The sequence below is a fragment of the Schlegelella aquatica genome (assembly GCF_026013905.1).
Taxonomy (GTDB): Bacteria; Pseudomonadota; Gammaproteobacteria; order Burkholderiales; family Burkholderiaceae_C; genus Caldimonas; species Caldimonas aquatica.
In genome coordinates, this window is the sequence record NZ_CP110257.1 from 630,991 (window position 1) to 657,275 (window position 26,285).

Genomic DNA, 26,285 nt, shown 5'->3' on the forward strand with positions numbered 1-26,285 from the left:
GCTGAGATGGAACGCTTTGCCCTGACCGTCGGTCCGGTGCAGTACTACTGGGATCGGCGCACGCTCACGCAGTTCTATGCGAGCGTGGCGGACACGCCGGCCGACACGGTCGTGCTCGGCGAAGTGGTGTGCTCGCGCCGACACGAGATGAAGTTGGACGACTGGCTCGCACTGGCGCGCGACCTGGCCGCGGCCGGCAAGGAGGTGGTGCTGGCCTCGCAAGTGCTGTTGGAGTCGGAAGCCGACTTGCGCGCGGTGCGGCGCCTGGTCGAGCAGCGCGACTTCCTCGTGGAAGCGGGCGATGCTTCGGCCCTGCGCCTGTTGCAAGGGCGCCCGTTCGTGGCCGGCCCGCACATCAACATCTACAGCCGGCCGGCGCTGATGGAACACGCAAGCCTTGGCGCCGTGCGATGGGTGGCACCGGTGGAGCTCTCGATCGACGCGGTCGGCCTCGTCAACCCGCCCGGGGCGCGCGTTCCCTGTGCCGCGGGCGCCGAGGTCGAGACCGAAGTGTGGGCCTTCGGACGAATGCCGCTGTCCTTCTCGGCACGCTGCTTCACAGCGCGCCACTTCCACCTGCAAAAGGACGAGTGCGGCTTCCGGTGCGCCGAGTACCCGGACGGTCTGCCGATGTCCAGCTCGGAGGGGCAGCCCTTCCTGACGCTGAACGGCACGCAGACGCAGTCGGCGGCCGTTCAGTGTCTGATCGGCGAGCGCGAGGCGCTGCGGCGTGCCGGTGTGAGACGGGTGCGGCTGGCGCCCTGTGCGCACGACTTCGAGCGCGTCGTCGAGTGCTTCGACGCGGTGTACAACCAAGGGGCATGTCCGCACGAGGCGCGGGGCTTGCTCGAATCACTGCGATTGCCTGGCGCTCTCGTGAACGGCTACGCGCACCGCAGGCCCGGGCTGGAGGAGGTGGCGGCATGAGCGCGCCGTTTGCAACCCGGGCGTGGGTGGAGAAGTCGATGCTTCCGCGCGTGCGGGCGGTGGTTTCGCGCCTGCCGGTGGAGCCTCCGAGCTGGCTGCTGGCGCAGGCCCTCAATCGCCTGCTCGCCCCGCGCCTGCCGGAGGACGCGCGCGAGGCGCTGGGCGAGCGGGCGGTCGAAGTGCGGGTGACGGACCTCGGTGTCGTCTTCAGGCTGTGGCTGCATGGCGGCCGTTTCGCGCCCGCCCCGCGCGCGCTGCCCGTGACGCTGCGCGTGGCCGCCGATGCGCCCACCTACCTGCGCCTCTTGCGCGGCGAGGAAGACGCCGACCGTCTGTTCTTCGAGCGCCGGCTCGTGATGGAGGGGGACACCGAGTACGGGCTGTGGCTGAAGAACACGCTCGACGCGCTCGGCCCGCTGCTGACCTGGCCTTCTCGCTGAGGCGCGGCGCCCGGCCCCGCGAAGCGGGGCCGGCCCAGGCCGTGGCCGCTTGCGCATGTTCGCGCCCCGTTCTATACCTGAGGGCCGGGGCTCTGACCCACCGCAAACGTCATCCGGGCCCCGGCGCTACGCTCTGCGCCACTGTCACCACCGGGCACGACCGACCATGACTCTCGACACCGCTTCCGCGCGCACCGTGGCCTCCCTGCCGGCACAGCCGATCAGCGAGGAGGTCCTGCTCGAAAAGTACGCCAAGGGCGAAGAACGCAGCGTCGACGACGTGCGCCAGCGGGTGGCGCGTGCGCTGGCGTCGGTGGAGGCGCCCGAGCGGCGCGCGCTGTGGGAAGAGCGCTTCCTCGAGGCGCAGCGCGCGGGCTTCGTGCCCGCCGGGCGCATCAACTCGGCGGCGGGCACCGAGTTGACGGCCACGCTGATCAACTGTTTCGTGCAGCCGGTCGGCGATTCGATCTCGCATGAGGACGAGGGCCACCCGGGCATCTACACCGCCCTCACCGAGGCCGCGGAGACGATGCGACGCGGCGGCGGCGTGGGCTACGACTTTTCGCGCATCCGGCCCCGGGGCGCCTGGGTCGGCAGCACGCAGTCCAACGCGTCCGGGCCGGTGAGCTACATGCGCGTGTTCGATCGCTCCTGCGAGACGGTGGAATCGGCCGGCAGCCGGCGCGGTGCGCAGATGGGGGTGCTGCGTTGCGACCACCCGGACATCGAGGAGTTCATCCACGCCAAGGACCAGGGCGACCTGCGCAACTTCAACATCTCGGTGGGGGTCACCGATGCGTTCATGAAGGCGGTGGTGGACGACGGCGAGGTCGAGCTCGTGCACCGGGCCGAGCCGGGGCCGGGCTGGAAGGCCCAGGGCGCTTACCGGCGGGCCGACGGGCTGTGGGTGTATCGCAAGGTGCGCGCCCGCGAGCTGTGGGACCAGATCATGCACTCCACCTACGACCATGCCGAGCCGGGGGTGCTGTTCATCGATCGCATCAACCAGGACAACAACCTCAGCTACTGCGAGACGATCGCGGCCACGAACCCGTGCGGCGAGCAGCCTTTGCCGCCTTACGGCTGCTGTTGCCTCGGGTCGATCGACCTCACGCGATTCGTCGTCGACCCCTTCGGCCGCGCGCCGCGCTTCGACGAGGCTCGCTTCGTGCAAGTGGTGTCGGTGGCGGTGCGCATGCTCGACAACGTGCTGGACGTGACCTTCTGGCCGTTGCCGCAGCAGCAGCGCGAGGCGATGAACAAGCGCCGCGTCGGACTCGGGTTCACAGGCCTCGGCGATGCGCTGGTGATGCTGGGCCTGCGCTACGACACGCCCGAAGCGCGGCAGCAGGCCGCGCACATCGCCACCGTCATGCGCGACGCCGCCTATGCGGCCTCCGTCGAGCTGGCCCAGGAGCGCGGCAGCTTCCCGCTCTTCAACGCGGACCTCTACCTGAGCCGCGGCACCTTCGCCTCGCGGCTGCCGGCGGCGTTGAAGGAGCGCATCCGCACGCACGGCATCCGCAACTCGCACCTGCTGTCGATCGCCCCCACCGGCACCATCAGCCTCGCGTTCGCGGACAACGCGAGCAACGGCATCGAGCCGCCGTTCAGCTGGACCTACACGCGCAAGAAGCGCATGCCCGACGGCACCTTCAAGGAGTACGCGGTCGAGGACCACGCCTGGCGGTTGTACCGCCATCTGCATGGCGAGGACGCGCCCCTGACCTCGGCATTCGTCACCGCCCTCGAGATGAGCGCCCAGGCGCACCAGGAGATGGTGGCGGCCGTCGCGCCGCTCATCGACACTGCGATCTCCAAGACGGTCAACGTGCCGGAGGACTACCCCTACGACGATTTCAAGGACTTGTACCTGCAGGCCTGGAAGTCGGGGCTGAAGGGCTTGGCCACTTACCGGCCGAACAAGGTGCTGGGCTCGGTGCTGAGCGTGGAGAGCCCCGCGCAGCCCAAGCCCCTGGAGGCGCACGACCCGAATCGGCGCCTTGCGTTGGAGCGCCTGCCGGCGCCGGTGCTGGCCTCGCTGCGCTGGCCCGGACGGCCGGATCTGCCCGCGGGCAACCCGGCCTGGAGCTACATGATCCGCCATCCCTTCGGCGAGTTCGCGCTCTTCGTGGGCGAACTGCCGGTCGACGACGAAGCGCGGCCGGGCGCCGCGGTGCGACACCTGCCGTTCGAGGTGTGGGTCAACGGGGCCGAGCAACCGCGCGGCCTCGGGGCGCTGGCCAAGACGCTGTCGATGGATCTGCGCGCCAACGACCGGGCCTGGCTCAAGCTCAAGCTCGATGCGCTGGCCACGGTGGCCGAGGAACGCGCCTTCGAGATGCCGTTCCCGCCGCACGGCGAGTTGCGGCGGTTTCCCGGCGTGGTGGCAGCCACGGCCGCGGTGATCCGCTGGCGCTGCGAACAGTTGGGCGTCTGGAGCGGGCCGGACGGCCCCACGCCGGTGCTCGACGCGATGTTCAGCCGCGAGGAGCCGCGCACCGGTACGTCGGGCACGCTCGCGTGGGCGGTGGACGTGGAGAACCCTGCGACGGGCGAGGCCTTCACGCTCACGCTCAAGGAGATCACGCTGCCCTCGCCCGAGGGCGGCAGCACCACGCGGCCGTGTGCGATGGGCCTGTCGGGCAACTACCCGCGGGCCCTGGACGGGCTGGCCCGGCTGTTGTCGCTCGACATGCGGGTGATCGACCCGGCCTGGATCGGCATGAAGCTGCGCAAGCTGCTCAACTACGCCGAGCCGCTCGGCCACTTCATGGCCTTCGTACCGGGGCTGCCGCAGGGCCAGCAGCGGCAGCAGACCTGGCCCTCGACGGTGGCCTACCTCGCACGCCTGATCATCCACCGCTATGCGATGCTGGGCGTGCTCGACGAGGAGGGCTACCCGGTGCAGGAGATGGGCATCCTGCAGCCGCCCGCGCAGGCCGCGTCCGGCCAGGCGGTGGCCGATGTGCCGATGGCCGGCAGCCGGTGCCCGGAGTGCGGCAACATGACCGTCATCCACAAGGACGGGTGCGACTTCTGTACCGCGTGCGGCTACACGGGGGCTTGCGGCTGACGTCTGGCGGCGTGCCCGCCACCGTGCAGCTCGCCGCGGGGCGCGAGCCCAGGGCGGCGGGGCACGCAGTCGCCGGACTGTCCCCCGGCGCCGGCCGGTGGCCGTCGCCTCCTCCTTGATGTCCGGCGCCTGCGCGCCGCACCGCCCTGGGCTGGCACTGTCGTGTCGACGGGGCCGCTCAAGTTCCGGCCATCACGGCCATCACAGCCATGCGCCGCGGATGCAGCGCCAAGCACACGGGCTGCCACTCGGCTCGCAGGCGGTGCAGCCCGCGCAGGCTGAACTGCCGCAACGCCCGACTCCTACGGGCAGGGCTCGCGTGTGGCGTCCGGCAGGCTGGCCAGGCGGGCGTACCCGAGCCGCTCGGCCTCGGCCACGCGGTCTGCGGGCACGTCGAAGATGCCGATGCGCCCGTCGCTCAGGCCGCACATCGCCGCACGCACGCGGCCGTCGCGCCCGCAGGCGATGGCGAGCACGGGCACGCCCGCCTGCCGCAAGGGCTCGGCGAGCTGGGCCGGCGTCTGGCCGCCGCCCTCGCATTGCTTCGAGCCCAGGCCTTTGTAGACGCTGACGGGGGCAGCCGAAGGCGCCGCGCAGGCGGCCAGGGCGAGGAGGGGGGCCAGTGCAAGAACAGGGGTCCGCATGCCGACCATTGTCACGTCGCCGGCCGAGCCCCGCAACCGCCTCCGCACCGTTCCCCGGGGCCGTCCCCCGGGCACCGGGCCCTCGGTTGTCCCGGATGGACGGGGCGGACCGAGGGGCTAGCATGAGCCGAATGAGCGTCACTTCCGTGTTCGACCCCGAGGCGGTCTCCAGCGAGTTGCCGCGCGATGCGCGCAGCGTCTTCGAACTGGCCGCCCGTTCGATGTTTCAGCTGTTCGCCGAGACGGCCGAGGGGATGATGCTGGTGGACCGCCACGGCCGCGTGGTGTGGATCAGCGAGGGCTACAAGCAGTTCCTGCCCGCGCTGGGGTTTCAGCACGAGTCGGACTTCGTCGGCCATGCGGTCGACGAGGTGGTGCCCAACACCCTGATGCGCGAGGTGCTGCGCACCGGGCGTCCCATTCTGGTGGACCTGCTCACCAACAAGGCCGGCACCTTCCTCGTCAGCCGCATCCCGCTGCGTGACGAAGCCGGTGTGGTCATCGGGGCGCTCGGCCTGGTGCTGATGGCCCACCCCGAAAGCACCATGCAGCCGCTGATGAAGAAGTTCTCGCGGCTGCAGCAGGAGCTCGACGACGCGCGCAAGCAGCTGGCCGAGCACCGGCGCCCGAAGTACACCTTCGCGAGCTACATCGGCTCGAGCCCGCAGGCGCTGGAGGTCAAGCGCCAGGCCCGGCGCGTGGCGCAGACGGACAGCACCGTCCTGCTGCTCGGCGAGACGGGCACGGGCAAGGAGTTGCTCGCCCATGCCATTCATGCGGCCTCCTCCCGCGCGGGGCGACCGTTCATCGGCGTGAACATCGCGGCCGTGCCCGACACGCTGCTGGAAGCCGAGTTCTTCGGTGTGGCTCCGGGCGCCTACACCGGGGCCGATCGCAAGGGCCGCGACGGCAAGTTCAAGCTGGCCGATGGCGGTACCCTGTTTCTGGACGAGATCGGCGACATGCCCTTGCCGTTGCAGGCCAAGCTGCTGCGCGCCTTGCAGGAGCAGGAGATCGAGCCGCTGGGCTCCAATCACGTCATCCGGGTGGACGTGCGCGTGATCGCGGCCACGAGCCGCGACCTCCCGCGGCTGGTGGCCGAGGGCAAGTTCCGCGAGGACCTCTACTACCGACTCAACGTCGTGCCCCTTCGCCTGCCGGCGCTGCGAGACCGACTGGCCGACCTGGAGGCGCTGGTGGAGGCCCTGGAGGACGATATCGCCCGTCGCACGGGGATGCCGCATCGCGAGATCACGGCCGAGGCCTACGCGCTGCTGCGGTCGCATCCCTGGCGCGGCAACATTCGCGAGCTGCGCAACGTGCTGGAGCAGGTCATCATGATGACCGACGACCTGCGCCTGGAGGCGCGGCACTTCCGCCGTGCCCTGCGCGCGGGCGGTGTGCAAGCGGGTGCCCCGATCGAGGCACCGGGCACTGTGCAGCCCGAGCTGCACGGGAGCGGCGCAAGGGGTGCTGCCCAGCCGGAGGACCGAGAGATCGAGCCCGCGGTATCGACGGCGGCGGGGCCGGCCGGCAGCGAACTCCAGCCGCTGCCGCAAGCGATCGCGGAGCTGGAGCGGCGCTCGATCACCGCCGCGCTGCGCAAGACGGGAGGCAACAAGCTGGCCGCCGCGCGCTTGCTCGGGATTTCACGCGCGACGCTGTACGAGAAGCTCGCGGCCCACGGTCTGCGCGGCTGAGGGCACCGCACGAGACGGCCGCCCCTCGGCCACTCCCTTCACCGGTGCAACGACGCAGCCCGGCGCTCCTGCGCCGGCGTGAGCTCCGGCTGCTCGAGCGAGCTGGGCGCGTCGAGGTGCGCCCCTTCGTGCACGCCCACGCCGAGGCGGTCGACCAGCTCGCCGCCGAGCCAGCCCGTCACCACCGCCAGGGCGGCCCCTGCGAACGAGAACAGCATCGCCACGATCTCCGGCCCGGCCGGCGGCGCGGGGCGCAGCAGCCAACTCGCGAGGAAGAGCAGTGAGACGATCAGATTGCCCACGCCGTGCAGTGCGCCGATGCGCTTGGCCCGCGTGCCGCGGGGAATCTTCGTCCAATCGAGCGCGCCGAACGGAGCCGCCACCACGGCACCGATCAAGCCGGCGGCAATGAGCCAATAGGCGACGATGGCCATCTCGGGCATCCGGGACGCGAGGTAGACGACGTCGAAGATCACGGCGGTCGCCAGCAGCCCGAGCGGGAAGATCACCAACTGCTGGTGCACCGGGTGACCCATGAATTTGACGCGACTTTCCATTCCAGCCTCCTTGCATGGCCCAAACCAGCCCCGCCGCTGCGGCGGGGCCTGTGACAGCCGAGCAAACGCCGAGCCGGCGCACCGCGGCCCGATCTTCTGCGCAGCCCGGCCCTCCCGCTCCGACCCCGGCCCGCAAGGCCGTGCCGGGCCGCGCGTCCGCGTGTCCGATGAATGAACAGTTGTCCGGCTTCCGGACAGATCTTCCGGGTAAACGCTGTGGGTGTCCCGGACAGCGGAAAGAAGGGTCGAGGCCGCGGGCGCCGGGGCTCTTGCCGGAATCTCCAAGGCTTTCAAGTACTTGGGCCGAGTCCCGGGTCGTGGCATGGGCCTTGCAGTCTGTGCGCCGTCGCTCTGGCAGTTCGCCAGCGCGGCGCGGGACAGGCGGCTCGAGGAGCCCGCCGCACACCTAGGAGACCTGCATGCACGCGCCTTACGCTCGCCGCGCCTTCCTCGGCCTCGTGGCCGCCACCGCCTCTGTTCTGGCCGCCGGGGCCTTCGCCCAGTCCGCCAAGGAAATCCGCATTGCGCACGTCTATAGCAAGACCGGGCCGCTGGAGGCCTACGGCAAGCAGACGCAGACCGGCCTGATGATGGGCTTGGAGTACGCCACCGGCGGCACGATGACCGTGGCGGGCAAGAAGATCGTCGTGATCGAGAAGGACGACCAGGGCAAGCCCGACGTGGGCAAGAGCCTGCTCGCCGCCGCGTACGGCGACGACAAGGCCGACATCGCCGTGGGCCCGACCTCCTCGGGCGTGGCGCTGGCGATGCTGCCGGTGGCCGAGGAGTACAAGAAGATCCTGCTGGTCGAGCCCGCGGTCGCCGACTCCATCACCGGCGAGAAGTGGAACAAGTACATCTTCCGCACCGGCCGCAACAGTTCGCAGGATGCGATCTCCAACGCGGTGGCCCTCGACAAGGAAGGCACGGTGATCGCCACGCTGGCGCAGGACTACGCCTTCGGCCGCGACGGCGTGGCGGCCTTCAAGCAGGCGCTCAAGAAGGCCAAACTGGTGCACGAGGAGTACCTGCCCACCAACACGACCGACTTCACCGCCGGGGCGCAGCGCCTGATCGACGCGCTGAAGGACAAGCCGGGCCGCAAGGTCATCTTCATCATCTGGGCGGGCGCCGGCAATCCGTTCAAGATCGCCGACCTCGATTTGAAGCGCCACGGCATCGAGATCGCCACCGGCGGCAACATCCTGCCCGCCATGGCGGCCTACAAGAACTTCCCCGGCATGGAAGGCGCCACCTACTACTACTTCGGCATCCCGAAGAACCCGGTCAACGAGTGGCTGGTCGCCAACCACTACAAGAAGTTCCAAACCCCGCCGGACTTCTTCACCGCAGGCGGCATGAGCGCGGGCATCGCCATCGTCGAGGCGCTCAAGAAGACCAACGGCGACACCAACACCAACAAGCTGATCAAGACGATGGAAGGCATGCGCTTCCAGACCCCCAAGGGCGAGATGACCTTCCGCCCCGAGGACCACCAGGCCATGCAGTCGATGTACCACTTCAAGATCAAGGTGGACCCCGCCTTCCCCTGGGGCGTGCCCGAGCTCGTGCGCGAGATCAAGCCCGAGGAGATGCAGGTGCCCATCCGCAACAAGCGCTGACACCCGCCGTGGAACCGGTGCTCCAGACCCACGACCTCACCGTGCGCTTCGGCGGGCACGTGGCGGTCGATCGCGTGAGCGCGGCCTTTCATGCGGGCACGCTCACGGCCATCGTCGGGCCCAACGGCGCGGGCAAGACGACGTACTTCAACCTCATCTCCGGGCAGCTCAAGGCGACAAGCGGCTCCGTGCACCTGGAGGGGGAAGACGTCACCGCCTTGCCCGCGCCGTTGCGCACCCGGCGCGGCCTGGGCCGCGCCTTCCAGCTCACGCAGTTGTTCCCACGTCTGTCGGTGCTCGAGAACGTGCGCCTGGCGGTGCAGTCGCGCCACGGCGGCGCGATGAAGCTGCTGTCGGTGTGGCTGGACCAGCGCGAGCTGATCGACGAGGCGATGCAGGTGCTGCAGGCCGTGCGCCTGGCCGACAAAGCCGAACTGCCCGCGGCCGGCCTGCCGCACGGCGACCAGCGCAAGCTGGAGGTGGCCCTGATGATGGCGCTGGACCCGAAGGTCTACATGTTCGACGAACCGACGGCGGGCATGAGCGTGGACGAAGTGCCGGTGATCCTGGACTTGATCCGGGCGCTGAAAGAGCGGCGCGACAAGACCATCTTGCTGGTCGAGCACAAGATGGACGTGGTGCGCGAGCTGGCCGACCGCATCCTCGTGCTGCACCAGGGCCAGTTGCTCGCCGACGGGCCGCCCGCCGAGGTGATGAGCCTGCCCGTGGTGCAAAGCGCCTACCTGGGCCTCGAAGTGTCGGCAGCCGACGCACCGATCGAGGAGGCCGCATGAGCACGCTGCGCGACGAACCGCTCCTGTGCCTGGAGGGCGTGCACACGCACATCGGCCAGTACCACATCCTGCACGGCGTGGACTTCGAGGTGCCGCGCGGGCAGGTGACCATGCTGCTGGGGCGCAACGGTGCGGGCAAGACGACCACGCTGCGCACGATCATGGGCTTGTGGCCTGCGCGCGAGGGCCGCATCCGCTTCGACGGCCAGCCGATCGGCGGCAAGGGCGCGACGCTGCCCACACCGGAGATCGCACGGCGCGGCATCGCCTACGTGCCCGAGAGCATGGGCATCTTCGGCGACCTCTCGGTCAAGGAGAACCTGCTGCTCGCGGCACGCCAGGCGCGCACGGTGGACGACATCGACACCACCCGCCTGGAGTGGATCTTCACGCTCTTTCCGGCGCTCAAGAAGTTCTGGCTCCACCCGGCGGGCAAGCTCTCGGGCGGGCAGAAGCAGATGCTGTCGGTGGCGCGCGCCATCGTCGAGCCGCGGCAGTTGCTGCTGATCGACGAACCCAGCAAAGGGCTCGCACCCGCGATCATCCAGAACATGATCGGTGCCTTCCGCGAGCTCAAGCGCACGCAGACGACGATCCTGCTCGTGGAACAGAACTTCACGATGGCCAAGGCGCTGGGCGACACCGTGGCCGTGATGGACGACGGCCGCGTCGTGCACCGCGGCCCGATGGCCGAGCTGGCCGAGGACGAAGCGCTGCAGCACCGCCTGCTCGGTCTGTCGCTCGCCGCCCACCAATGAAGGAGGCCCGATGAGTGCCGCCACCGCCACCCCCGCGGCCCCGGCCGCGTCCGCCCCGGTGCCCAAGAGCCGGTTCGACTACGTCCCCCTCGCGCTCGTGGCGGGGCTCATGCTGGCGGCCTTGCCGCTGGTCGGCTCCGCTCCCACGTGGCTCACGCTCACCATCGCGGGGCTCGCGATGGGCATGATCGTCTTCATCATCGCCTCGGGGCTGACGCTGGTCTTCGGCCTGATGGACGTGCTCAACTTCGGCCACGGCGTGTTCATCGCGCTCGGGGCCTTCGTTGCCACCAGCGTGCTGGCCGGCATGTCGGACTGGACGGGCTCGGCCTCGCTGGCCGCCAACCTGGCGGCCGTCTTTCTCGCCATGCTGGTGGCCATGTCGGTGACCGGCGCCGTCGGCTACGCCTTCGAGCGCGTCGTCGTGCGGCCCGTCTACGGCCAGCACTTGAAGCAGATCCTCATCACCATGGGCGGGATGATCATCGGTGAGGAACTCATCAAGGTGATCTGGGGCCCGCAGCAGATCCCGTTGCCGCTGCCCGAGGCGCTGCGCGGCTCGGTGCTGCTCGGCGAAGCGGCGGTCGAGAAGTACCGCCTCGTCGCCGTGGTGATCGGCGCGGTCGTCCTGCTGGGCATGCTGTACCTGCTCAACCGCACCAAGATCGGCCTCCTGATCCGCGCCGGTGTGCAAGACCTCGAGATGGTCGAAAGCCTCGGCTACCGCATCCGGCGGCTGTTCGTCGGTGTGTTCGTCGCGGGCTCCGCGCTCGCCGGCCTGGGCGGCGTCATGTGGGGCCTGTACCAGCAGATGGTCACGCCGCAGATGGGCGCACAGATCAACGTGCTGCTCTTCATCGTGATCATCATCGGCGGCCTGGGCTCGACCTTCGGTTGCTTCGTCGGGGCGCTGCTCGTCGGGCTCATGGCCAACTACACCGGCTTCCTCGCGCCCAAGGTGGCGCTCTTTTCCAACATCGGGCTCATGGTGGCCGTGCTGCTGTGGCGCCCGAACGGGCTCTACCCGGTGGCCGCACGCTGACGGGAGGCCTCATGCTGCAACGACTGCTCTCTCACGACCTGCCGCGAAGCCGGTGGCTCGCGGCGGCCCTGGTGCTCGTGGTGCTCGCGCTGTGGCTGGTGCCGTTCGCCCTGCCAGGCAGCAAGTCGCTCAATGTCGCCGCGAAGATCCTGATCTTCATCGTGCTGGTGGCCAGCTACGACCTCTTGCTCGGCTACACCGGCATCGTCAGCTTCGCGCACACGATGTTCTTCGGCATCGGGGCTTACGGCGTGGCGATCGCTTCGACTCGGCTGGGCGAGGGTTGGACGCCGCTGGCGGTCGGCGTGGGGCTGGCGCTCCTTTTGTCGCTGGCGCTGTCGCTGGCGATCGGCCTGTTTAGCCTGAGGGTGCGGGCGCTGTTCTTTGCGATGATCACCTTGGCCGTCGCCTCGGCGTTCCAGACGCTCGCCTCGCAGCTGTCGGAGTTCACCGGCGGCGAGGACGGCCTCACCTTCCGTGTGCCCGAGGTCCTGAGTCCGAGCTTCGAGCCCTTCGAAGAGGAAGTGTTCGGCGTACTGATCGACGGACGCATCATCAGCTACTACGGGCTCTTCGTGATCGCGGTGGCTCTGGTGCTGTTGATGCTGCGCATCGTCAACTCGCCGTTCGGCCGCGTGCTGCAGGCCATCCGGGAGAACGACTTCCGCGCCGAGGCGATCGGCTACCGCACGGTCGTCTACCGCACGGTGGGCAACGTGCTCGCCGCGCTCTTCGCCACGCTGGCCGGCGCGATGCTCGCCGTCTGGCTGCGCTACAACGGGCCGGACACCTCGCTCAGCTTCGAGATCATGCTCGACATCCTGCTCATCGTCGTCATCGGCGGCATGGGCACCATCTACGGCGCGGTCATCGGCAGCGTCCTTTTCGTCGTCGCGCAGAACTACCTGCAGGACTTGATGCGCTTGGGCGCCGCGGCCGTGGAAGGCGTGCCAGTGCTCTCGCAACTCGTCTCGCCCGACCGCTGGCTGCTGTGGCTGGGCGTGCTGTTCGTGTTGTGCGTCTATCACTTTCCCACCGGCATCGTCGGCAAGCTGCGCGAAGCCCGCGCCCGCCGCACTTGAAGGGGCTTCGGTCATGAGCTTCACCTCACACTACGTCGATTGCGAAGGCCGCGAGATCCACTACACCGACTGGGGCCCGCGCGAGGCGCCCGTGGTGGTGGCGTGGCACGGGCTGGCGCGCACCTGCAGGGACATGGACGACCTGGCGGAGCACCTCTCACCGCGTTATCGCGTCATCTGTCCCGACACCCTCGGCCGCGGGCTCTCGCAGTGGAGTCCCGACCCGGTCAACGAGTACCGGCTGTCCTTCTACGTGCGGCTGGCCACTTCGCTGCTCGACCAACTGGGCATCCAGCGGTGCTCGTGGGTCGGCACGTCCATGGGCGGAGCGATCGGCACGCTGGCGGCGGCCACGTCGCTGCGGGGGCGCATCCAGCGCCTGGTGCTCAACGACAACGGCCCCAAGCTGGCCGACGCCGCGTTGGAGCGCATCCGCGCCTATGCCGGCCAGCCGCCCGCGTTCCAGCGCGTGAGCGAGCTGGAACAGTTCCTGCGCACGGTGTACAAGCCGTACGGCTGGCTGTCGGACGCGCAGTGGCGCCGCATGGCCGAGACCTCGGTGCGCCGCCTGCCCGACGGGCGCATCACCACGCACTACGACCCCGCGATGGTGGGGCAGTTCGTGCATCACCCGACCGACTACGACCTCTGGCAGGCCTATGACAGCCTCGACATCCCGGTGTTGTGCCTGCGCGGCGAGGATTCGGACCTGCTCTTGCCCGAGACGACCGAGGAGATGCGCGTGCGCGGCCCCCGCGCGGTGGTGGTGACGATCCCCGGCTGCGGCCACGCCCCCGCGCTCAACGTGCCCGAACAGTTCGAGCTGGTGGAGCGGTTCCTGGCGGCGGGTTGAGGGCAGGCGCGGGCCACGGCCCCCGGATGCCGGCCGCGGTGGCGCCGCCGGGTGGGGCCCTCAGCGCCTGAACTTCCCGTTCTCGTCGATGATGGACAGATCGGCGTAGCCCAGACCGCTGTGGTCGGTGGGGCTGAAGCTCACCTCCAAGCCGCCGATGTCCACCTTGCGCAAGCTCTCCAGCGCCTGGATCAGCTTGGCGGGGGTGGGGTTGGGTCCGGCTCGGCGCAGCCCTTCCACCAGCACCTTGGCGGCGGCGTAGCCTTCGAGCATCGCTGGCGTGACCTCGGCGATGCCCTGCGCCCGGGCGAGGTCGGCCGCCTCCTTCACGATGGGCGCCGCGAGCGACCGCTCGGAGGGAAACACCTGCGTCACGATGGTGCCTCGGGCGTGTTCGCCCATCTGCTTGATGAAGCCGCCCGAAGCGTTGTTCGACAGCGTGACGATCTGGGCGCGGGAGCCCGCGGCCCGGATTGCGCGGGTGCCGTCGGAGACCGCGGCGGCCGAGCCGATGAAGATCACGGCCTGGGCCTCGTGCTGCTTGGTGGCCGCCGCGAGCTTGGCGATGTCGGGGTTGGCGCGGTCGAACTTCTCGTGGAAGAGCGGCTTGAGCTGCGTGCGCTCGAAACCTCGCAGGGCGCCGGTGGCCGCGTCGGTCCCGAAGGAGTCGTCCACCTGCAAGATCCCGATGCGGGTGAGGCCGATGCTCGCCAGGTGCTGCACGGCCTTCTCGGCTTCGCGCTGGTAGGGGGCGCGCACGTTGAAGATGTAGGGGTGGACGGGCTGATGCAGCAGCATGGCGCCCGTGCTCGGGGCGACCAGCGGGATCTGGTACTCCTTGAGCAGCGGCATGAGCGCTTGCGAGTGCGGCGTGCCGCGGTTCAGGAAGAGGGCGATGACGCCTTGCTCGACGATCAGTTTGCGGCCCAGTTCGGCGGTGAGCTTGGGGTCGAACTTGTCGTCCACCGACACGAGCTCGACCTTCTGCCCGTGCACGCCGCCGCGTGCATTGACCGCGTCGAGGTACAGCCGCGCGCCCTCGGTGTTCTCCTTGACGCCGGCGGCCACCGGCCCGGTGAAGCCGGAGGGTTGTCCGACGCGGATCTGCGCCGCCGCGGGGGCGACGGACAGGAGCAGTGCGCATGCCAGCGCAAGGCCGGCAGCCACGCGACGGGGCGCGGACGCAAGGGGTGTCATGGCGATGGTTCCTCCTCGTGTGATGGAGCGGCAAGTGTGTGACGCCATGCCGCGTGTCTGTTGTGGAAAACCACAATCCGCCGTGCAACGCGTCACGCTGCGCGCCCGCCCGGCGGCTCACCGCCACGAGGGGCTTGCGCGCCCCGGACAGCGCGCCGACAGGAGGGCTCCCTAGAATCCTTGCCCACCTCACGAAGGACGCTTCTCCATGACCAGTGGTGTCATCCGCATCCGCGGCGCCCGCCAGCACAACCTGAAGAACCTGGACCTCGACATCGGCACGGGCGAGCTGACGGTGGTCACCGGCCCCTCGGGCTCGGGCAAGTCCAGCCTCGTCTTCGACACCCTCTATGCCGAAGGCCAGCGGCGTTACGTGGAGACGTTCAGCGCCTATGCACGCCAGTTCCTCGACCGCATGGACCGCCCCGCGGTGGACCATGTGGAAGGCGTGCCGCCCGCGATCGCGATCGACCAGACGAACCCGGTGCGGACCTCGCGCTCGACGGTGGGCACGATGACCGAGCTCAACGACCACTTGAAGCTCCTGTTCGCCCGCGCGGCCCGCTTGTTCGATCGCCAGACGGCGCGCCCGGTGAGGGAAGACACGCCCGAGTCCATCTATGCGGAGCTGGCCGAGCGCACCCGCGCGATGGTCGCGGGCGGGGCGCCGGCCGCGGGGTCCGCACCCGATGCGAGTGCGCGCCCGAGCGACGCGGGCCCGCGCGGGCCGAGGCTGGTGGTGACCTTCCCCGTCGAACTGCCCGCCGACACCACGCGCGAGGAGATCGAGCAATGGCTGTCGGCCAGCGGCTTCACCCGCGTGCATGCGGAGCGGGAAGTGGCCTCGCCCAGCGGTCCGCGCAAGGTGCTGGACGTCGTCGCCGACCGCTTCAGGCTGGAAGGCACGGAGAAGGTGCGCGTCATCGAGGCGCTGGAGGTGGCGCTCAAGCGAGGCGGGCGCGTCAACGTGTACGTGCAGCCCGAGGGCGGCGAGGAGCAGCTCTGGCGCTTCTCCTCCGGCCTGCACAGCCCCGACAGCGACTTGCGCTACGCCCAGCCGGTGCCGGCGATGTTCTCGTTCAACTCGGCCATCGGGGCCTGCGACACCTGTCGCGGCTTCGGCCGTGTGATCGGCGTCGATTGGGGCCTGGTGATTCCCGATCATCGCAAGACGCTGCGCGCCGGCGCGATCAAGCCCTTGCAGACCCCGGCCTGGAAGGAGTGCCAGGACGACCTGCTCGAGTACGCCGGCGAGGCCGGCATCCCGCGCGACACCGCGTGGAGCCAGCTCACCCAGGCGCAGCGCGACTGGGTCATCCACGGCTCGCCGCACTGGAAGGGCGACTGGAACCGCCAGTGGTACGGCATCAAGCGGTTCTTCGAGTACCTGGAGAGCAAGGCCTACAAGATGCACATCCGGGTGCTCTTGTCCAAGTACCGCAGCTACACGCCCTGCGAGGCGTGCGGCGGGGCACGCCTCAAGCTGGAGTCGCTGCTGTGGCGCCTGGGCACCAAGGAAGACGCGGACGAGGTGCTGGCGCCGGCCCAGCGCTTCATGCCCGTGGGCGTGGGCTGGACGCGCGAGCAACTGGAGGCGCTGCCGGGCCTGTCGCTGCACGATCTCATGCTGCTGCCCATCGAGCGGCTGAGACGCTTCTTCGATCGTCTGCACGTGGGCGAGGCGCTGACCGGCGCAGCGCGCGACGGCGCGCGCTCCGCGGACCCGCTCGCGCTGTTGCTCGACGAGATCCGCACACGGCTCAAATACCTTTGCGACGTGGGCCTGGGCTACCTCACGCTGGACCGCCAGAGCCGCACGCTCTCGGGCGGCGAGGTGCAGCGTATCAACCTCACCACGGCGCTCGGCACCTCGCTCGTCAACACGCTGTTCGTGCTCGACGAGCCCAGCATCGGTCTGCATCCGCGCGACATGAACCGCATCGTGCAGGCCATGCACCGCCTGCGCGACGCGGGCAACACGCTGGTGGTGGTGGAGCACGACCCGGCGGTGATGGTCGCGGCCGACCGCGTGCTCGACATGGGCCCGGGCCCCGGCCGCGAGGGCGGCCGCATCGTCTTCGATGGCACGCCCGAGGAGTTGCGCCGTGCCGACACGCTGACCGGTGCCTACCTCGGCGGGCGCAAGCGCATCGGCATCGGCATCCGCCGTGCGGTGAGCGAGAGCACTCCCAGGCTCATCCTGCAAGGCGCGCGCGAGCACAACCTGAAGAACGTCACGGTCGAGTTCCCGCTGCAGCGGCTGGTGTGCGTCACGGGCGTCAGCGGCTCGGGCAAGTCCACGTTGATGCAGGACGTGCTCTACCCGGCGCTCGCGCGTCACTTCGGCAAAGCGACCGAGGCCCCCGGCGAGCACGATGCGCTGCTCAATGCCGAGTGGCTGGAAGACGCGGTCTTCGTCGACCAGTCCCCCATCGGCAAGACCGCGCGTTCCAACCCGGCGAGTTATGTCGGCGCCTTCGACGAGATCCGCAAACTCTTCGCCGATGCGCCGTTGGCCCAGCAGAGGGGCTATGGCGCCGGCATGTTCAGCTTCAACGCGGGCGACGGCCGCTGCCCGACCTGTGGCGGCTCGGGCTTCGAGCACGTCGAGATGCAGTTCCTCTCCGACGTCTACCTGCGCTGCCCCGACTGCGACGGCAAGCGCTACCGCCCCGAGGTGCTGGAGGTGCACCTCGAGCGCGCGCTGCCGGACGGCAGCTGGCGAGCGCTGAGCGTCGCCGACGTGCTGGACCTCACCGTGGCCGAGGCGGCCCAGCTCTTCCGCGACGATCGCGAGGTGCTGCGTGCGCTGCAGCCGCTGGTCGACGTGGGCCTGGAGTACCTGACGCTCGGCCAGCCGGTGCCGACCCTCTCCGGCGGCGAGGCGCAGCGGCTCAAGCTCGCCGGCTTTCTTGCCGAGGCGGCGAAGAACGCCGCGGCGAGCCGTCAGGGCCTGGCCCGCAAGGGCACGCTGTTCCTGTTCGACGAGCCGACGACCGGCCTGCACTTCGACGACATCGCCAAGCTGATGCGCGCGTTGCGCAAGCTGCTGGAGGCCGGGCATTCGCTCATCGTCATCGAGCACAACCTCGACGTGATCCGCGCGGCCGACTGGATCGTCGACCTCGGCCCCGAGGGCGGCGAGGCGGGCGGCGAGGTGGTGTGTGTCGGCACACCCGAGGACGTGCGTGCCCATCCCACCTCGCACACTGCACAGGCGCTGCGCGAGTACGAGACGATGATGGGCGCGGCACCTCGCGCGCAGGAGCCCCGCCCCACCGGGCTCGACGCCGCGCAGGAAGGCACCTACCTCGGCACCGCGCACACGGCGGCCCGCCGCGCGGCGCAGGCGGCCGAGGAGGTCATCCGCATCGTCAATGCGCGCGAGCACAACCTCAAGTCGATGAACGTCGACATCCCGCGCGGCAAGTTCAGCGTCGTCACCGGTGTGTCGGGCTCGGGCAAGTCCACGCTCGCGTTCGACATCCTGTTCAACGAGGGGCAGCGGCGCTACCTGGAGTCGCTCAACGCCTACGCGCGCAGCATCGTGCAGCCGGCGGGCCGCCCCGAGGTGGATGCCGTCTACGGCATTCCGCCCACGGTGGCCATCGAGCAGCGCCTCTCGCGCGGCGGGCGCAAGAGCACGGTGGCGACCACGACCGAGGTCTATCACTTCCTGCGCCTGCTCTACGTGAAACTGGGCGTGCAGCACTGCGTGCACGACGGCGCCGAGGTGCGCCCGCAGACGCCCGAGTCGATCGCCGCGCAGATCCTGCGCGACCACAAGGGCCAGCATGTGGGCTTTCTCGCGCCGTTGGTCGTGAACCGCAAGGGCCTCTACACCGACCTGGCCAAGTGGGCCAAGGGCCGCGGCCACACGCACCTGCGCGTGGACGGCCATTTCGTGCCGGTCGACCCCTGGCCCAAGCTGGACCGCTTCAAGGAGCACACCCTCGAGCTGCCGGTGGGCGACCTCGTCGTCACCGCTGAGGCGGAGGCCGAGCTGCGCGCGCTGCTCGCTCGTACGCTCGAGCTGGGCAAGGGCGTGATGCACCTGCTGGCCCCGCTGGACGGCCTGCGCGCTGCCATGATCGCGGGCACGTCCACGGACGGCATCGGCACGCTCAAGGTGTTCTCGACCAAGCGCGCCTGCCCGGTGTGCGGCACGAGCTACCCGGAGTTGGACCCGCGCATGTTCTCGTACAACTCCAAGCACGGCTGGTGCCCCGACTGCGTCGGCACCGGCGCGCGGCTCACGCGCGAGCAACGCAAGGCGTACGACGACATGCAGCGCGGCGACGAGCGCGGCCGCGAGCAGACCTTCGCCGAGCCGGAGGTGGAGGACGTGAGCGACCAACCCTGCGAGACCTGCCACGGCGCGCGGCTCAATCCGGTGTCGCTGGCGATCCGCTTGCGCGGCGAGTCGATCGCGCAGGTGGCCGCCCGCTGCGTCAGCGAAGCGCGCGTCTGGGTGGACGGCCTGAGGTTCGAGGGGCGCGAGGCGGCGATCGCGCGCGATGTGGTCAGCGAGATCCGCAGCCGGCTCGCCTTCCTCGAGGAAGTGGGCCTGGGCTACCTCACGCTCGACCGCGCCGCGCCCACCCTGTCCGGCGGCGAGGCGCAACGCATCCGCCTGGCCGCGCAGCTCGGCTCCAACCTGCAGGGCGTGTGCTACGTGCTCGACGAACCCACCATCGGCCTGCACCCCCGCGACAACCGCATCCTGCTGGACGCACTGCACAAGCTCGGCGCGCAGGGCAACACGCTGGTGGTCGTGGAGCACGACGAGGACACCATCCGCCGCGCCGACCACATCATCGACATCGGCCCCGGTGCCGGCCGCCGCGGCGGGCGCCTGATCGCCCAGGGCGGCTTGGAGGAGGTCGCGCGCCATCCGCAGTCGCTGACCGGGCGCTTCCTCGCACGGCCGTTGCAGCACCCGGTGCATGCGCGCCGTCCGGTGGAGGCGTCCACCCCCCGGCTCGCGGTGCGCGGCGCCCATCTGCACAACCTGCAGCAGGTGGACGTGGAGGTGCCGCTGCGCCGCCTCGTGGCGGTGACGGGCGTGAGCGGCTCGGGCAAGTCCACCCTGGCGCGCGACGTGTTGCTCGCCAACGTGCAGGCCATCGTCGCCCACCGCGGCAAAGGCCTGCCCGCCTGGACGGGCTGCGCGGGTATCGAGGGCTGGGAGCAGGTGGACCGCGTGCTGGAGGTGGACCAGACGCCGATCGGCAAGACGCCGCGCTCCTGCCCGGCGACTTACGTCGGCTTCTGGGACACGATCCGCAAGCTCTTCGCCGAGACGCTGGAGGCCAAGGCGCGCGGCTACGGCCCGGCGCGCTTTTCGTTCAACACCGGCGACGGCCGTTGCCCCGCCTGCGAGGGGCAGGGCATGCGCACCATCGAGATGAGCTTCCTGCCCGATGTGAAGCTGCCGTGCGACGTCTGCCACGGCCAGCGCTTCAACCCCGAGACGCTGGCCGTCACCTGGCGCGGCAAGAGCATCGGCGAGGTGCTGAACATGGAGGTGGACGAGGCGGTCGAGTTCTTCGCCTCCATGCCCCAGGTGTCGCATCCGCTCAAGCTGCTGCAGGACGTGGGCTTGGGCTACCTGACGCTGGGCCAACCTTCGCCGACGCTTTCCGGCGGCGAGGCGCAGCGCATCAAGCTGGTGACCGAGCTCAGCAAGGTGCGCGACCTCGGTGGCGGCCGCCTCGCCGTGGGCGACCCGCCCCCCGGGGGGGACCGCCCCGCGGGGACGGCCCGGCGCGGGCTGCTGCCCCATACGCTGTACGTGCTGGACGAGCCCACCGTGGGCCTGCACATGGCCGACGTCGAGAAACTGATCCGCGTGCTGCACCGCCTCGTCGACGGGGGCCACAGCGTCGTCGTGATCGAGCACGACCTGGACCTGATCGCCGAAGCGGATTGGGTCATCGACCTGGGGCCTGAAGGCGGCGTGGGAGGCGGCCGTGTGGTGGCCCAGGGCACGCCCGAGCAGGTGGTGGCAGCCGGCACACACACCGGCCGCGCGCTGCAACCGGTGCTCGCCCGCGGCGGCAGGAGCCCCACCCCGGCGCCGGCCGAGACGGTGGGCTGAGCGCCGGCGCGGCCGGTCCTCATATCGTTGCCCCCGGGGCGTACGCCCGACCCCCCACGGGGGTGTCGGCCCGGCTCCGGGCGGCCGGGCGCCGGGCCTCATGTCTTTGCCCCCGGGGCGTACGCCCCACCCCCCGCGGGGGTGTCGGCCCGGCTCCGGGCGGCCGAGCGCCGGGCCTCAGTCGCCCAGCCCGGTACGCCCGGTGAGGCTCGCCACCACCGCCACCAGCTCCGAGGGGTCCACCGGTTTGGCGACGTGCGTCTGGAAGCCCGCCATGAGCGCGCGCCGGCGGTCTTCGCTGCGCGCGAGGGCGGTGAGCGCCGCCGCCGGCACGGTCGCATAGGGCCGGCCGGAGGAGCGCACCTTGCGCATGAAGCTGTAGCCGTCCTCGCCAGGCATCCCGATGTCGCTGACGATCAGGTGCACGGCGGGCTCCTCGTCCAGCACCGCGAGCGCCTCGGCACAGCCCGCCGCCTCCCGCACCGCGGCGCCTTCGTCCTCCAGCACGCGGCGCAACAGCTCCCGCGCGTCCGGCTCGTCGTCCACCACCAGCACCGTCAGGCCCTTGAGCAGGTCGCCTTCGCCGCATGCAGGCATGAGCGCGCCGAAGCCCGAGACGTGCGCCTCCGCGGGGTGGATCGCCGTCAGCGGCAGGGTGATGGTGAAGGTGGCGCCCCGGCCCTCGCCTTCGCTGTAGGCGTGCACGTGGCCGCCATGCATCTCGGTCAGGTGCCGCACGATCGCGAGCCCCAGCCCCAAGCCGCCCTTCGAGCGCGTCGTCGAAGCATCGAACTGCCGGAAGCGGTCGAACACATGCGGCAGGAACTCGGGCGGGATGCCCTGGCCCGTGTCGCTCACCGCCAACTCCACGTGGCTGCCCACCTTGCGGTAGGTCACCGTGATGCGTCCACCCTTGGGGGTGAACTTGATCGCGTTGGTGAGGAGGTTCCACACCACCTGCTGCAGCCGGGCCGGGTCGCCCTGGATCACGCCGGCCGAGCCGAACACGGTGGACAACCGCAGCGCCTTGGCCTCCAGCGCCGGGCGCACCGTGTCGATCGCGTCCTCGATCACGCGCACCATGTCGAGCGGCTGCACGTCGAGCCGCAACTTGCCCGAGAGGATGCGGCTCATGTCGAGCAGCTCGTCGATCATCTGCGCCTGCAGCCGTGCATTGCGGTCGATCGTGTCGATCGCCTGGCGCATCTGCTCGGGCGACTTCACGCCCCGCCGCAAGACCGCGGCCCATCCGACGATGGCCGACAGGGGCGTGCGCAGTTCGTGGCTCAAGGTCGCGACGAACTCGTCCTTCATGCGGGCGGCCCGCTCCGCCTCGGAGCGCGCGGCGCGTTCGGCCGCGAGCAGCGCCTCGCGCTCCTGGGCGAGGCGCTTCTGGTCCTCGATTTCGGTGCAGGTGCCGTACCACTGCACGATGCGGCCGGTCGCGTCACGGTGCGGCACCGCCCGGCCCATGAACCAGCGGTACTGTCCGTCCGCACCGCGCAAGCGGTACTCGAGGTCGAACAGCGTGCCCGCGGCCAGGCACTCCCGCCAGCGGCGGAACGTCGCCTCGTGGTCGTCCGGATGCAGGTACTCGGCCCACGAGAGCAGCACAGTGCCCGGCGCCGGCCGCGGCATGCCCGTGTACTCGAACCAGCGCTCGTTGAGGTAGGTGCATCCCCCTTCGGCACGGCTCGTCCACACGATGTGGGGCATCGCGTCGGCCAGCAGGCGAAAGCGCTGTTCGCTCGCTGCCATGCGGGCCGTGTCGGCCGCCGCGCCGCGTACGCCGTGTTGCCGCAGGCCCCGCACGACGGCCGCCTGCAAGCGGGCCTCGTCGTGGCGCGCGATGCAGTCGTCGGCCCCGCACGCCACACGGCTGAGCCCTTCGGGCACCTGGCAGGCCTCGTCGGCCAGCAAGACGAGCGCGGTCGCAGGGTGGTCCTGCGCCCACTGCCGGCAGAACGACTCGTCCGCCATCGGCAGCGGCACGAGCGCCACCGCCACGGGCCGCGCCCGCAGGCGCTCGAGCAGTTCGTCCGCACCGCGCACCCACGCCACCGGCGCGCCTGCCGTCCAAGCGGCACAGCGCTCGGGGAGTTCGTCGCCCGCCTCCGCCCAGACGAGCACCGCCGGCGCCTGCTCGGGCACGAGCGCAGGCGCGGCAGTAGGGTGCCACGGCGCTGCAGGCCGCGGCAGCCCCGCATCCGAGTCGGCGGGGACGAAGGCGGAAGGGTCGGGCGTGGTGGCCATGGCAGCAAGTACGGCGCGCTCGCAGGAAGCTCCTCGCCCACCACGGCGCCCCGTGCGGCGGCTGTGCGCCGCGACGGGGCTGCCGTGGCATGCGACGGCGACGACCCTCCTGTTCCTCGGTCGTGATCGTAGCGCCCCGCGCGGGGCGCCGCACGCCAGGTCACCGGCCGTTTCAACCGCTCCCCGACGCCGCGAGGGCAGCGGCCAGCGCCGCGCGCCGCTGCGCCGCCTGCTCGCGGATGGCGCCCACCAGCCGCTGCAGTGCCGGCCGGGGCGCCGCGTCCGTGCGCAGCAGCAGCCCGACCGGCTCGTCGGTGGCGCCGGGCGGCCAGGGCAAGCGGGTCAGCCGGCCATCCTGCAGGGCCGGCTCCGCGGCGCCGAGCGGGGTGAGCCACACCGCCCCCGCGCGCACCGCCAGCTCGGTGCCGAGCGACGCCGACAGGGTTTCCACCTGCCGGGCCGCTGGGCCGACGCCCAGCCGCGCCAGCAGGCTGTCGGCCGAGTGCCGGATGAGCGTGCCAGGCAGCGGCAGCGCCAACAGGTGCACACCCAGGTCACCGGGCGGTGCGGTGCCCCGTCGCAGCAGCGGGTGCCCCGGTCGGACCACGGCCACCAGCGGCTCGGCATAGAGGTGCTCGAAGCTCAGCCCCACCATCTGGTCGGGCTCGGCCAGGCGGCCGATCGCCGCATCGAGCCCGCCGGCCCGAAGCCGTTCGAGCAACGTGGGGTTGCGGTCCGTCAGCACCTGCAGGCGCGGCCCGCCCGACGCGGGGTGCGGCCTCCCGGGCGCCGCCGCCTCTGCGAGTGCCTGCACCACCGCGGGCACGAACGAGGGGGCCAAGGTGGGCAGGGCGCCCAGCACCAGGTGCTCGTGCTCCGCCGCGCCGCCCACGCTTTGCAAGGCCTCCGCCAGCCCGGCCACGACCGCGCTCGCATGCGGCCACAGCGCGCGCGCCGCGGCCGTCGGCTCGGCGCCCCGGCGCCCGCGCTCGAACAGCCGCACCCCCAGGATGTCCTCCAGCTCGGCGAGCGTCTTGGTCACGGCCGGCTGCGAGACGGCCAGCGCCTGTGCGGCTCCTCGCAGGTTGCCGCTGCGGGCGACGGCCAGGAAGCAGTGCAGGTGGCGCAGCTGCACGCGCTGCAGGGCGGTGTTCATTCGATAACTATAGGGCAAGGAAAGTCTGATGAAAGTTCAATTTACATAACGATTGTTGATGCATAGAGTCGTGTGCAAGGAGGCCCGACCCGGGGCCGACACCCGAGGAGACCTGCCATGTGCGACCTGCCGCCGCTCAGTCCGCGCGACTGGAGCAGCCATCCGCCCTACGTCTATCCGGACTACAAGTCCACCGCGTTGCGCGGGCCCACCCGGCCGCTCATCCCGCTGAGGGAGAACCTGCGCCAGCTGCGCGCGCCGGTGTACGGCCATGATGCGATCGGCCCGCTCGACCACGACCTCACCCGCAACGCTGCGAAGAACGGCGAGCCGCTCGGCGAGCGCATCATCGTCACCGGGCGTGTGCTCGACGAGCGCGGCCGCCCGGTGCGCGGGGCGCTGGTGGAGGTGTGGCAGGCCAACGCCGCCGGCCGCTACATCCACAAGGTGGACCAGCACGACGCGCCGCTCGACCCCAACTTCCTCGGCGCGGGACGGTGCCTCACCGATGACGAGGGCCGCTATCGGTTCCTGACCATCAAGCCCGGCGCCTATCCCTGGGGCAACCACCCCAACGCCTGGCGGCCCAACCACATCCACTTCTCGCTGTTCGGCGAGTACTTCGCCAGCCGCCTGGTCACGCAGATGTACTTCCCGGGCGACCCGCTGCTGGCCCACGACCCGATCTTCCAGGGCACGCCGGCCGGTGCGCGCGATCGGCTGATCTCGCGCTTCACGCTGGACGTGACCGAGCCGGGTTTCGCGCTGGGCTACGAGTTCGACATCGTCCTGCGCGGCCCGAACGAAACGCCGATGGAGGCCCCGCGATGAGCCAGCGACTGCCCCAGACCCCTTCGCAGACCGTCGGCCCGTACTTCGCCTACGGGCTCACGCCGCGCCAGTACGGCTACGACCACGGCAGCGCCTACACGCCGGTGCTCGCCGAGCCGCATGCCGAGGGCGAGCACATCCGTATCGTCGGCCAGGTGCTCGATGGCGAGGGCCAGCCGATCAGCGACGCGATGATCGAGATCGCGCAGCTCGACGCGCGCGGCCGCGAGGTGACCAGCGCCGAGGAGGCTCGCAAGCAGGGCTTCACCGGCTTCGGCCGCTGCGGCACCGGCACCGATCCGCAATGGAGGTTCTGCTTCCACACCGTCAAGCCCGGCGCGGGCGGGGCGGGGGACGCGCCGCACGTGGAGGTGATCGTCTTCATGCGCGGCATGCTCTCGCACGCCTTCACGCGCATCTACTTCGAGGACGAGGCCGAGGCCAACGCCGAGGACCGCGTGCTCGCCAGCGTGCCCGCGGACCGGCGCTCGACCCTCATCGCCCGCCGGGAGCACACGCCCGCCGGCCCCGTGTACCGGTTCGACATCCGCATGCAGGGCCCGCAGGAGACGGTGTTCTTCGACCTGTGAGGCGCCCGCCCCGGCCGAGCGGCCGGGGCCGCGGGCGGTAGCGCCTAGAATCGGCACATGGCCGACGCTTCCGCCAGCATCAACCTGACCAACCAGTTCCTCATCGCCATGCCCGGCATGGCCGACGACACGTTCGCCGGTGCCGTCGTCTACCTGTGCGAGCACACCGAAAAGGGTGCGCTGGGCCTGGTGATCAACAAGCCCATCGACATCAAGCTGCGCAACCTCTTCGAGAAGGTGGACCTCACGCTCGACCGCGAGGACCTGGCCGAGCAGCCGGTGTACTTCGGCGGGCCGGTGCAGACCGAGCGCGGTTTCGTGCTGCACGAGCCGGTGGGCGGCCATTACAACTCCTCGCTGGCGATCCCCGGCGGGCTCGAGATGACGACCAGCAAGGACGTGCTCGAGGCGCTGGCCAACGGCGCGGGCCCCAAGAAGGTGCTGGTGACGCTCGGCTACAGCGGCTGGGCGCCGGGCCAGCTCGAGGACGAGCTCTCGCGCAACGGCTGGCTCACCGTGCAGGCCGAGCCGAGCATCATCTTCGACACCCCGGCCCACGAGCGTTACGACCGGGCCTTGGCGCTGCTGGGCATCGACCCGCGCATGCTGTCGCAGGAGGCGGGTCACGCCTGAAGGCGCGGGCCCGCGACCACGAAGGACCTG

General features: G+C 70.6%; 19 protein-coding genes. 14 read left to right on the plus strand and 5 right to left on the minus strand.

Features of this window, described 5'->3' with window-relative positions; translation table 11 throughout:
* Nucleotides 1–6: 6 nt before the first annotated feature.
* From OMP39_RS02850 to OMP39_RS02860, 3 genes are all read left to right on the plus strand, one after another.
* Nucleotides 7–927, plus strand: a complete 921-nt coding sequence (locus tag OMP39_RS02850; RefSeq protein ID WP_264893299.1) for a U32 family peptidase — start codon at nucleotides 7–9, stop codon at nucleotides 925–927.
* Entirely contained in the window at nucleotides 924–1,367 is a 444-nt protein-coding gene (gene ubiT / locus OMP39_RS02855; RefSeq protein WP_264893300.1) for a ubiquinone anaerobic biosynthesis accessory factor UbiT, read from the plus strand. The genes OMP39_RS02850 and ubiT overlap by 4 nt, the downstream gene beginning before the upstream one ends.
* A gap of 166 nt (nucleotides 1,368–1,533) precedes the next feature.
* On the plus strand, nucleotides 1,534–4,443 hold the full coding sequence (locus OMP39_RS02860; protein WP_264893301.1) for an adenosylcobalamin-dependent ribonucleoside-diphosphate reductase: 2,910 nt from the start codon (nucleotides 1,534–1,536) through the stop codon (nucleotides 4,441–4,443).
* Nucleotides 4,444–4,745: 302 nt separating this feature from the next.
* Here OMP39_RS02860 and OMP39_RS02865 read toward each other — a convergent pair whose 3' ends face one another.
* Nucleotides 4,746–5,087 carry a hypothetical protein gene (locus OMP39_RS02865; RefSeq protein WP_264893302.1) on the minus strand — a complete coding sequence of 114 codons (342 nt, stop codon included), beginning with the start codon at nucleotides 5,085–5,087 and terminating at the stop codon, nucleotides 4,746–4,748.
* Between the two features lie 131 nt (nucleotides 5,088–5,218).
* Between OMP39_RS02865 and OMP39_RS02870 the strand changes: the two genes are divergently transcribed.
* Nucleotides 5,219–6,787 carry a sigma-54 interaction domain-containing protein gene (locus OMP39_RS02870; protein WP_264893303.1) on the plus strand — a complete coding sequence of 523 codons (1,569 nt, stop codon included), beginning with the start codon at nucleotides 5,219–5,221 and terminating at the stop codon, nucleotides 6,785–6,787.
* A gap of 38 nt (nucleotides 6,788–6,825) precedes the next feature.
* On the opposite strand, the gene OMP39_RS02875 is transcribed toward OMP39_RS02870, so the two are convergent.
* Entirely contained in the window at nucleotides 6,826–7,344 is a 519-nt protein-coding gene (locus OMP39_RS02875) for a DUF2231 domain-containing protein (RefSeq protein ID WP_264893304.1), read from the minus strand.
* A gap of 419 nt (nucleotides 7,345–7,763) precedes the next feature.
* Between OMP39_RS02875 and OMP39_RS02880 the strand changes: the two genes are divergently transcribed.
* Genes OMP39_RS02880 through OMP39_RS02905 form a run of 6 tightly spaced genes read left to right on the plus strand, consistent with a single transcriptional unit; the run spans nucleotide 7,764 to nucleotide 13,495 of the window.
* Nucleotides 7,764–8,966: a substrate-binding domain-containing protein gene (locus OMP39_RS02880; RefSeq protein ID WP_264893305.1), complete on the plus strand. Its 1,203-nt coding sequence runs from the start codon at nucleotides 7,764–7,766 to the stop codon at nucleotides 8,964–8,966.
* Between the two features lie 17 nt (nucleotides 8,967–8,983).
* Nucleotides 8,984–9,760, plus strand: a complete 777-nt coding sequence (locus tag OMP39_RS02885; protein WP_264894633.1) for an ABC transporter ATP-binding protein — start codon at nucleotides 8,984–8,986, stop codon at nucleotides 9,758–9,760.
* Nucleotides 9,757–10,518 carry an ABC transporter ATP-binding protein gene (locus OMP39_RS02890; protein ID WP_264893306.1) on the plus strand — a complete coding sequence of 254 codons (762 nt, stop codon included), beginning with the start codon at nucleotides 9,757–9,759 and terminating at the stop codon, nucleotides 10,516–10,518. Before OMP39_RS02885 ends, OMP39_RS02890 begins: the two co-directional genes overlap by 4 nt.
* 10 nt (nucleotides 10,519–10,528) lie before the next feature.
* On the plus strand, nucleotides 10,529–11,560 hold the full coding sequence (locus OMP39_RS02895) for a branched-chain amino acid ABC transporter permease (RefSeq protein WP_264893307.1): 1,032 nt from the start codon (nucleotides 10,529–10,531) through the stop codon (nucleotides 11,558–11,560).
* Between the two features lie 11 nt (nucleotides 11,561–11,571).
* Complete coding sequence (locus tag OMP39_RS02900) at nucleotides 11,572–12,642, plus strand: branched-chain amino acid ABC transporter permease (RefSeq protein WP_264893308.1); 1,071 nt, start codon at nucleotides 11,572–11,574, stop codon at nucleotides 12,640–12,642.
* A 13-nt stretch (nucleotides 12,643–12,655) separates the two neighbouring features.
* Nucleotides 12,656–13,495, plus strand: a complete 840-nt coding sequence (locus OMP39_RS02905; RefSeq protein ID WP_264893309.1) for an alpha/beta fold hydrolase — start codon at nucleotides 12,656–12,658, stop codon at nucleotides 13,493–13,495.
* A 60-nt stretch (nucleotides 13,496–13,555) separates the two neighbouring features.
* Here OMP39_RS02905 and OMP39_RS02910 read toward each other — a convergent pair whose 3' ends face one another.
* Nucleotides 13,556–14,692 (minus strand): ABC transporter substrate-binding protein, encoded by a 1,137-nt coding sequence (locus OMP39_RS02910; RefSeq protein WP_264893310.1) that lies wholly within the window; start codon nucleotides 14,690–14,692, stop codon nucleotides 13,556–13,558.
* A gap of 208 nt (nucleotides 14,693–14,900) precedes the next feature.
* On the opposite strand from OMP39_RS02910, the gene OMP39_RS02915 reads away from it, so the two are divergent.
* A complete protein-coding gene (locus OMP39_RS02915) occupies nucleotides 14,901–20,792 on the plus strand; it encodes an excinuclease ABC subunit UvrA (RefSeq protein WP_264893311.1) in 5,892 nt (1,963 codons plus the stop codon).
* Between the two features lie 177 nt (nucleotides 20,793–20,969).
* Here OMP39_RS02915 and OMP39_RS02920 read toward each other — a convergent pair whose 3' ends face one another.
* Together OMP39_RS02920 and OMP39_RS02925 are read right to left on the minus strand one after the other, a co-directional pair.
* Complete coding sequence (locus OMP39_RS02920; RefSeq protein WP_264893312.1) at nucleotides 20,970–23,045, minus strand: ATP-binding protein; 2,076 nt, start codon at nucleotides 23,043–23,045, stop codon at nucleotides 20,970–20,972.
* 172 nt (nucleotides 23,046–23,217) lie between these two features.
* Nucleotides 23,218–24,201, minus strand: coding sequence for a LysR substrate-binding domain-containing protein (locus OMP39_RS02925; RefSeq protein WP_264893313.1), 984 nt, complete (start codon nucleotides 24,199–24,201; stop codon nucleotides 23,218–23,220).
* Nucleotides 24,202–24,318: 117 nt separating this feature from the next.
* Between OMP39_RS02925 and pcaH the strand changes: the two genes are divergently transcribed.
* From pcaH to OMP39_RS02940, 3 genes are read left to right on the plus strand one after another with little or no spacing between them, the layout of a single operon-like run.
* Nucleotides 24,319–25,032, plus strand: coding sequence for a protocatechuate 3,4-dioxygenase subunit beta (pcaH, locus tag OMP39_RS02930; protein ID WP_264893314.1), 714 nt, complete (start codon nucleotides 24,319–24,321; stop codon nucleotides 25,030–25,032).
* Nucleotides 25,029–25,622, plus strand: coding sequence for a protocatechuate 3,4-dioxygenase subunit alpha (pcaG, locus tag OMP39_RS02935; protein WP_264893315.1), 594 nt, complete (start codon nucleotides 25,029–25,031; stop codon nucleotides 25,620–25,622). Before pcaH ends, pcaG begins: the two co-directional genes overlap by 4 nt.
* A 57-nt stretch (nucleotides 25,623–25,679) precedes the next feature.
* Nucleotides 25,680–26,255 carry a YqgE/AlgH family protein gene (locus tag OMP39_RS02940; protein WP_264893316.1) on the plus strand — a complete coding sequence of 192 codons (576 nt, stop codon included), beginning with the start codon at nucleotides 25,680–25,682 and terminating at the stop codon, nucleotides 26,253–26,255.
* The last annotated feature ends 30 nt before the right edge of the window (nucleotides 26,256–26,285 follow it).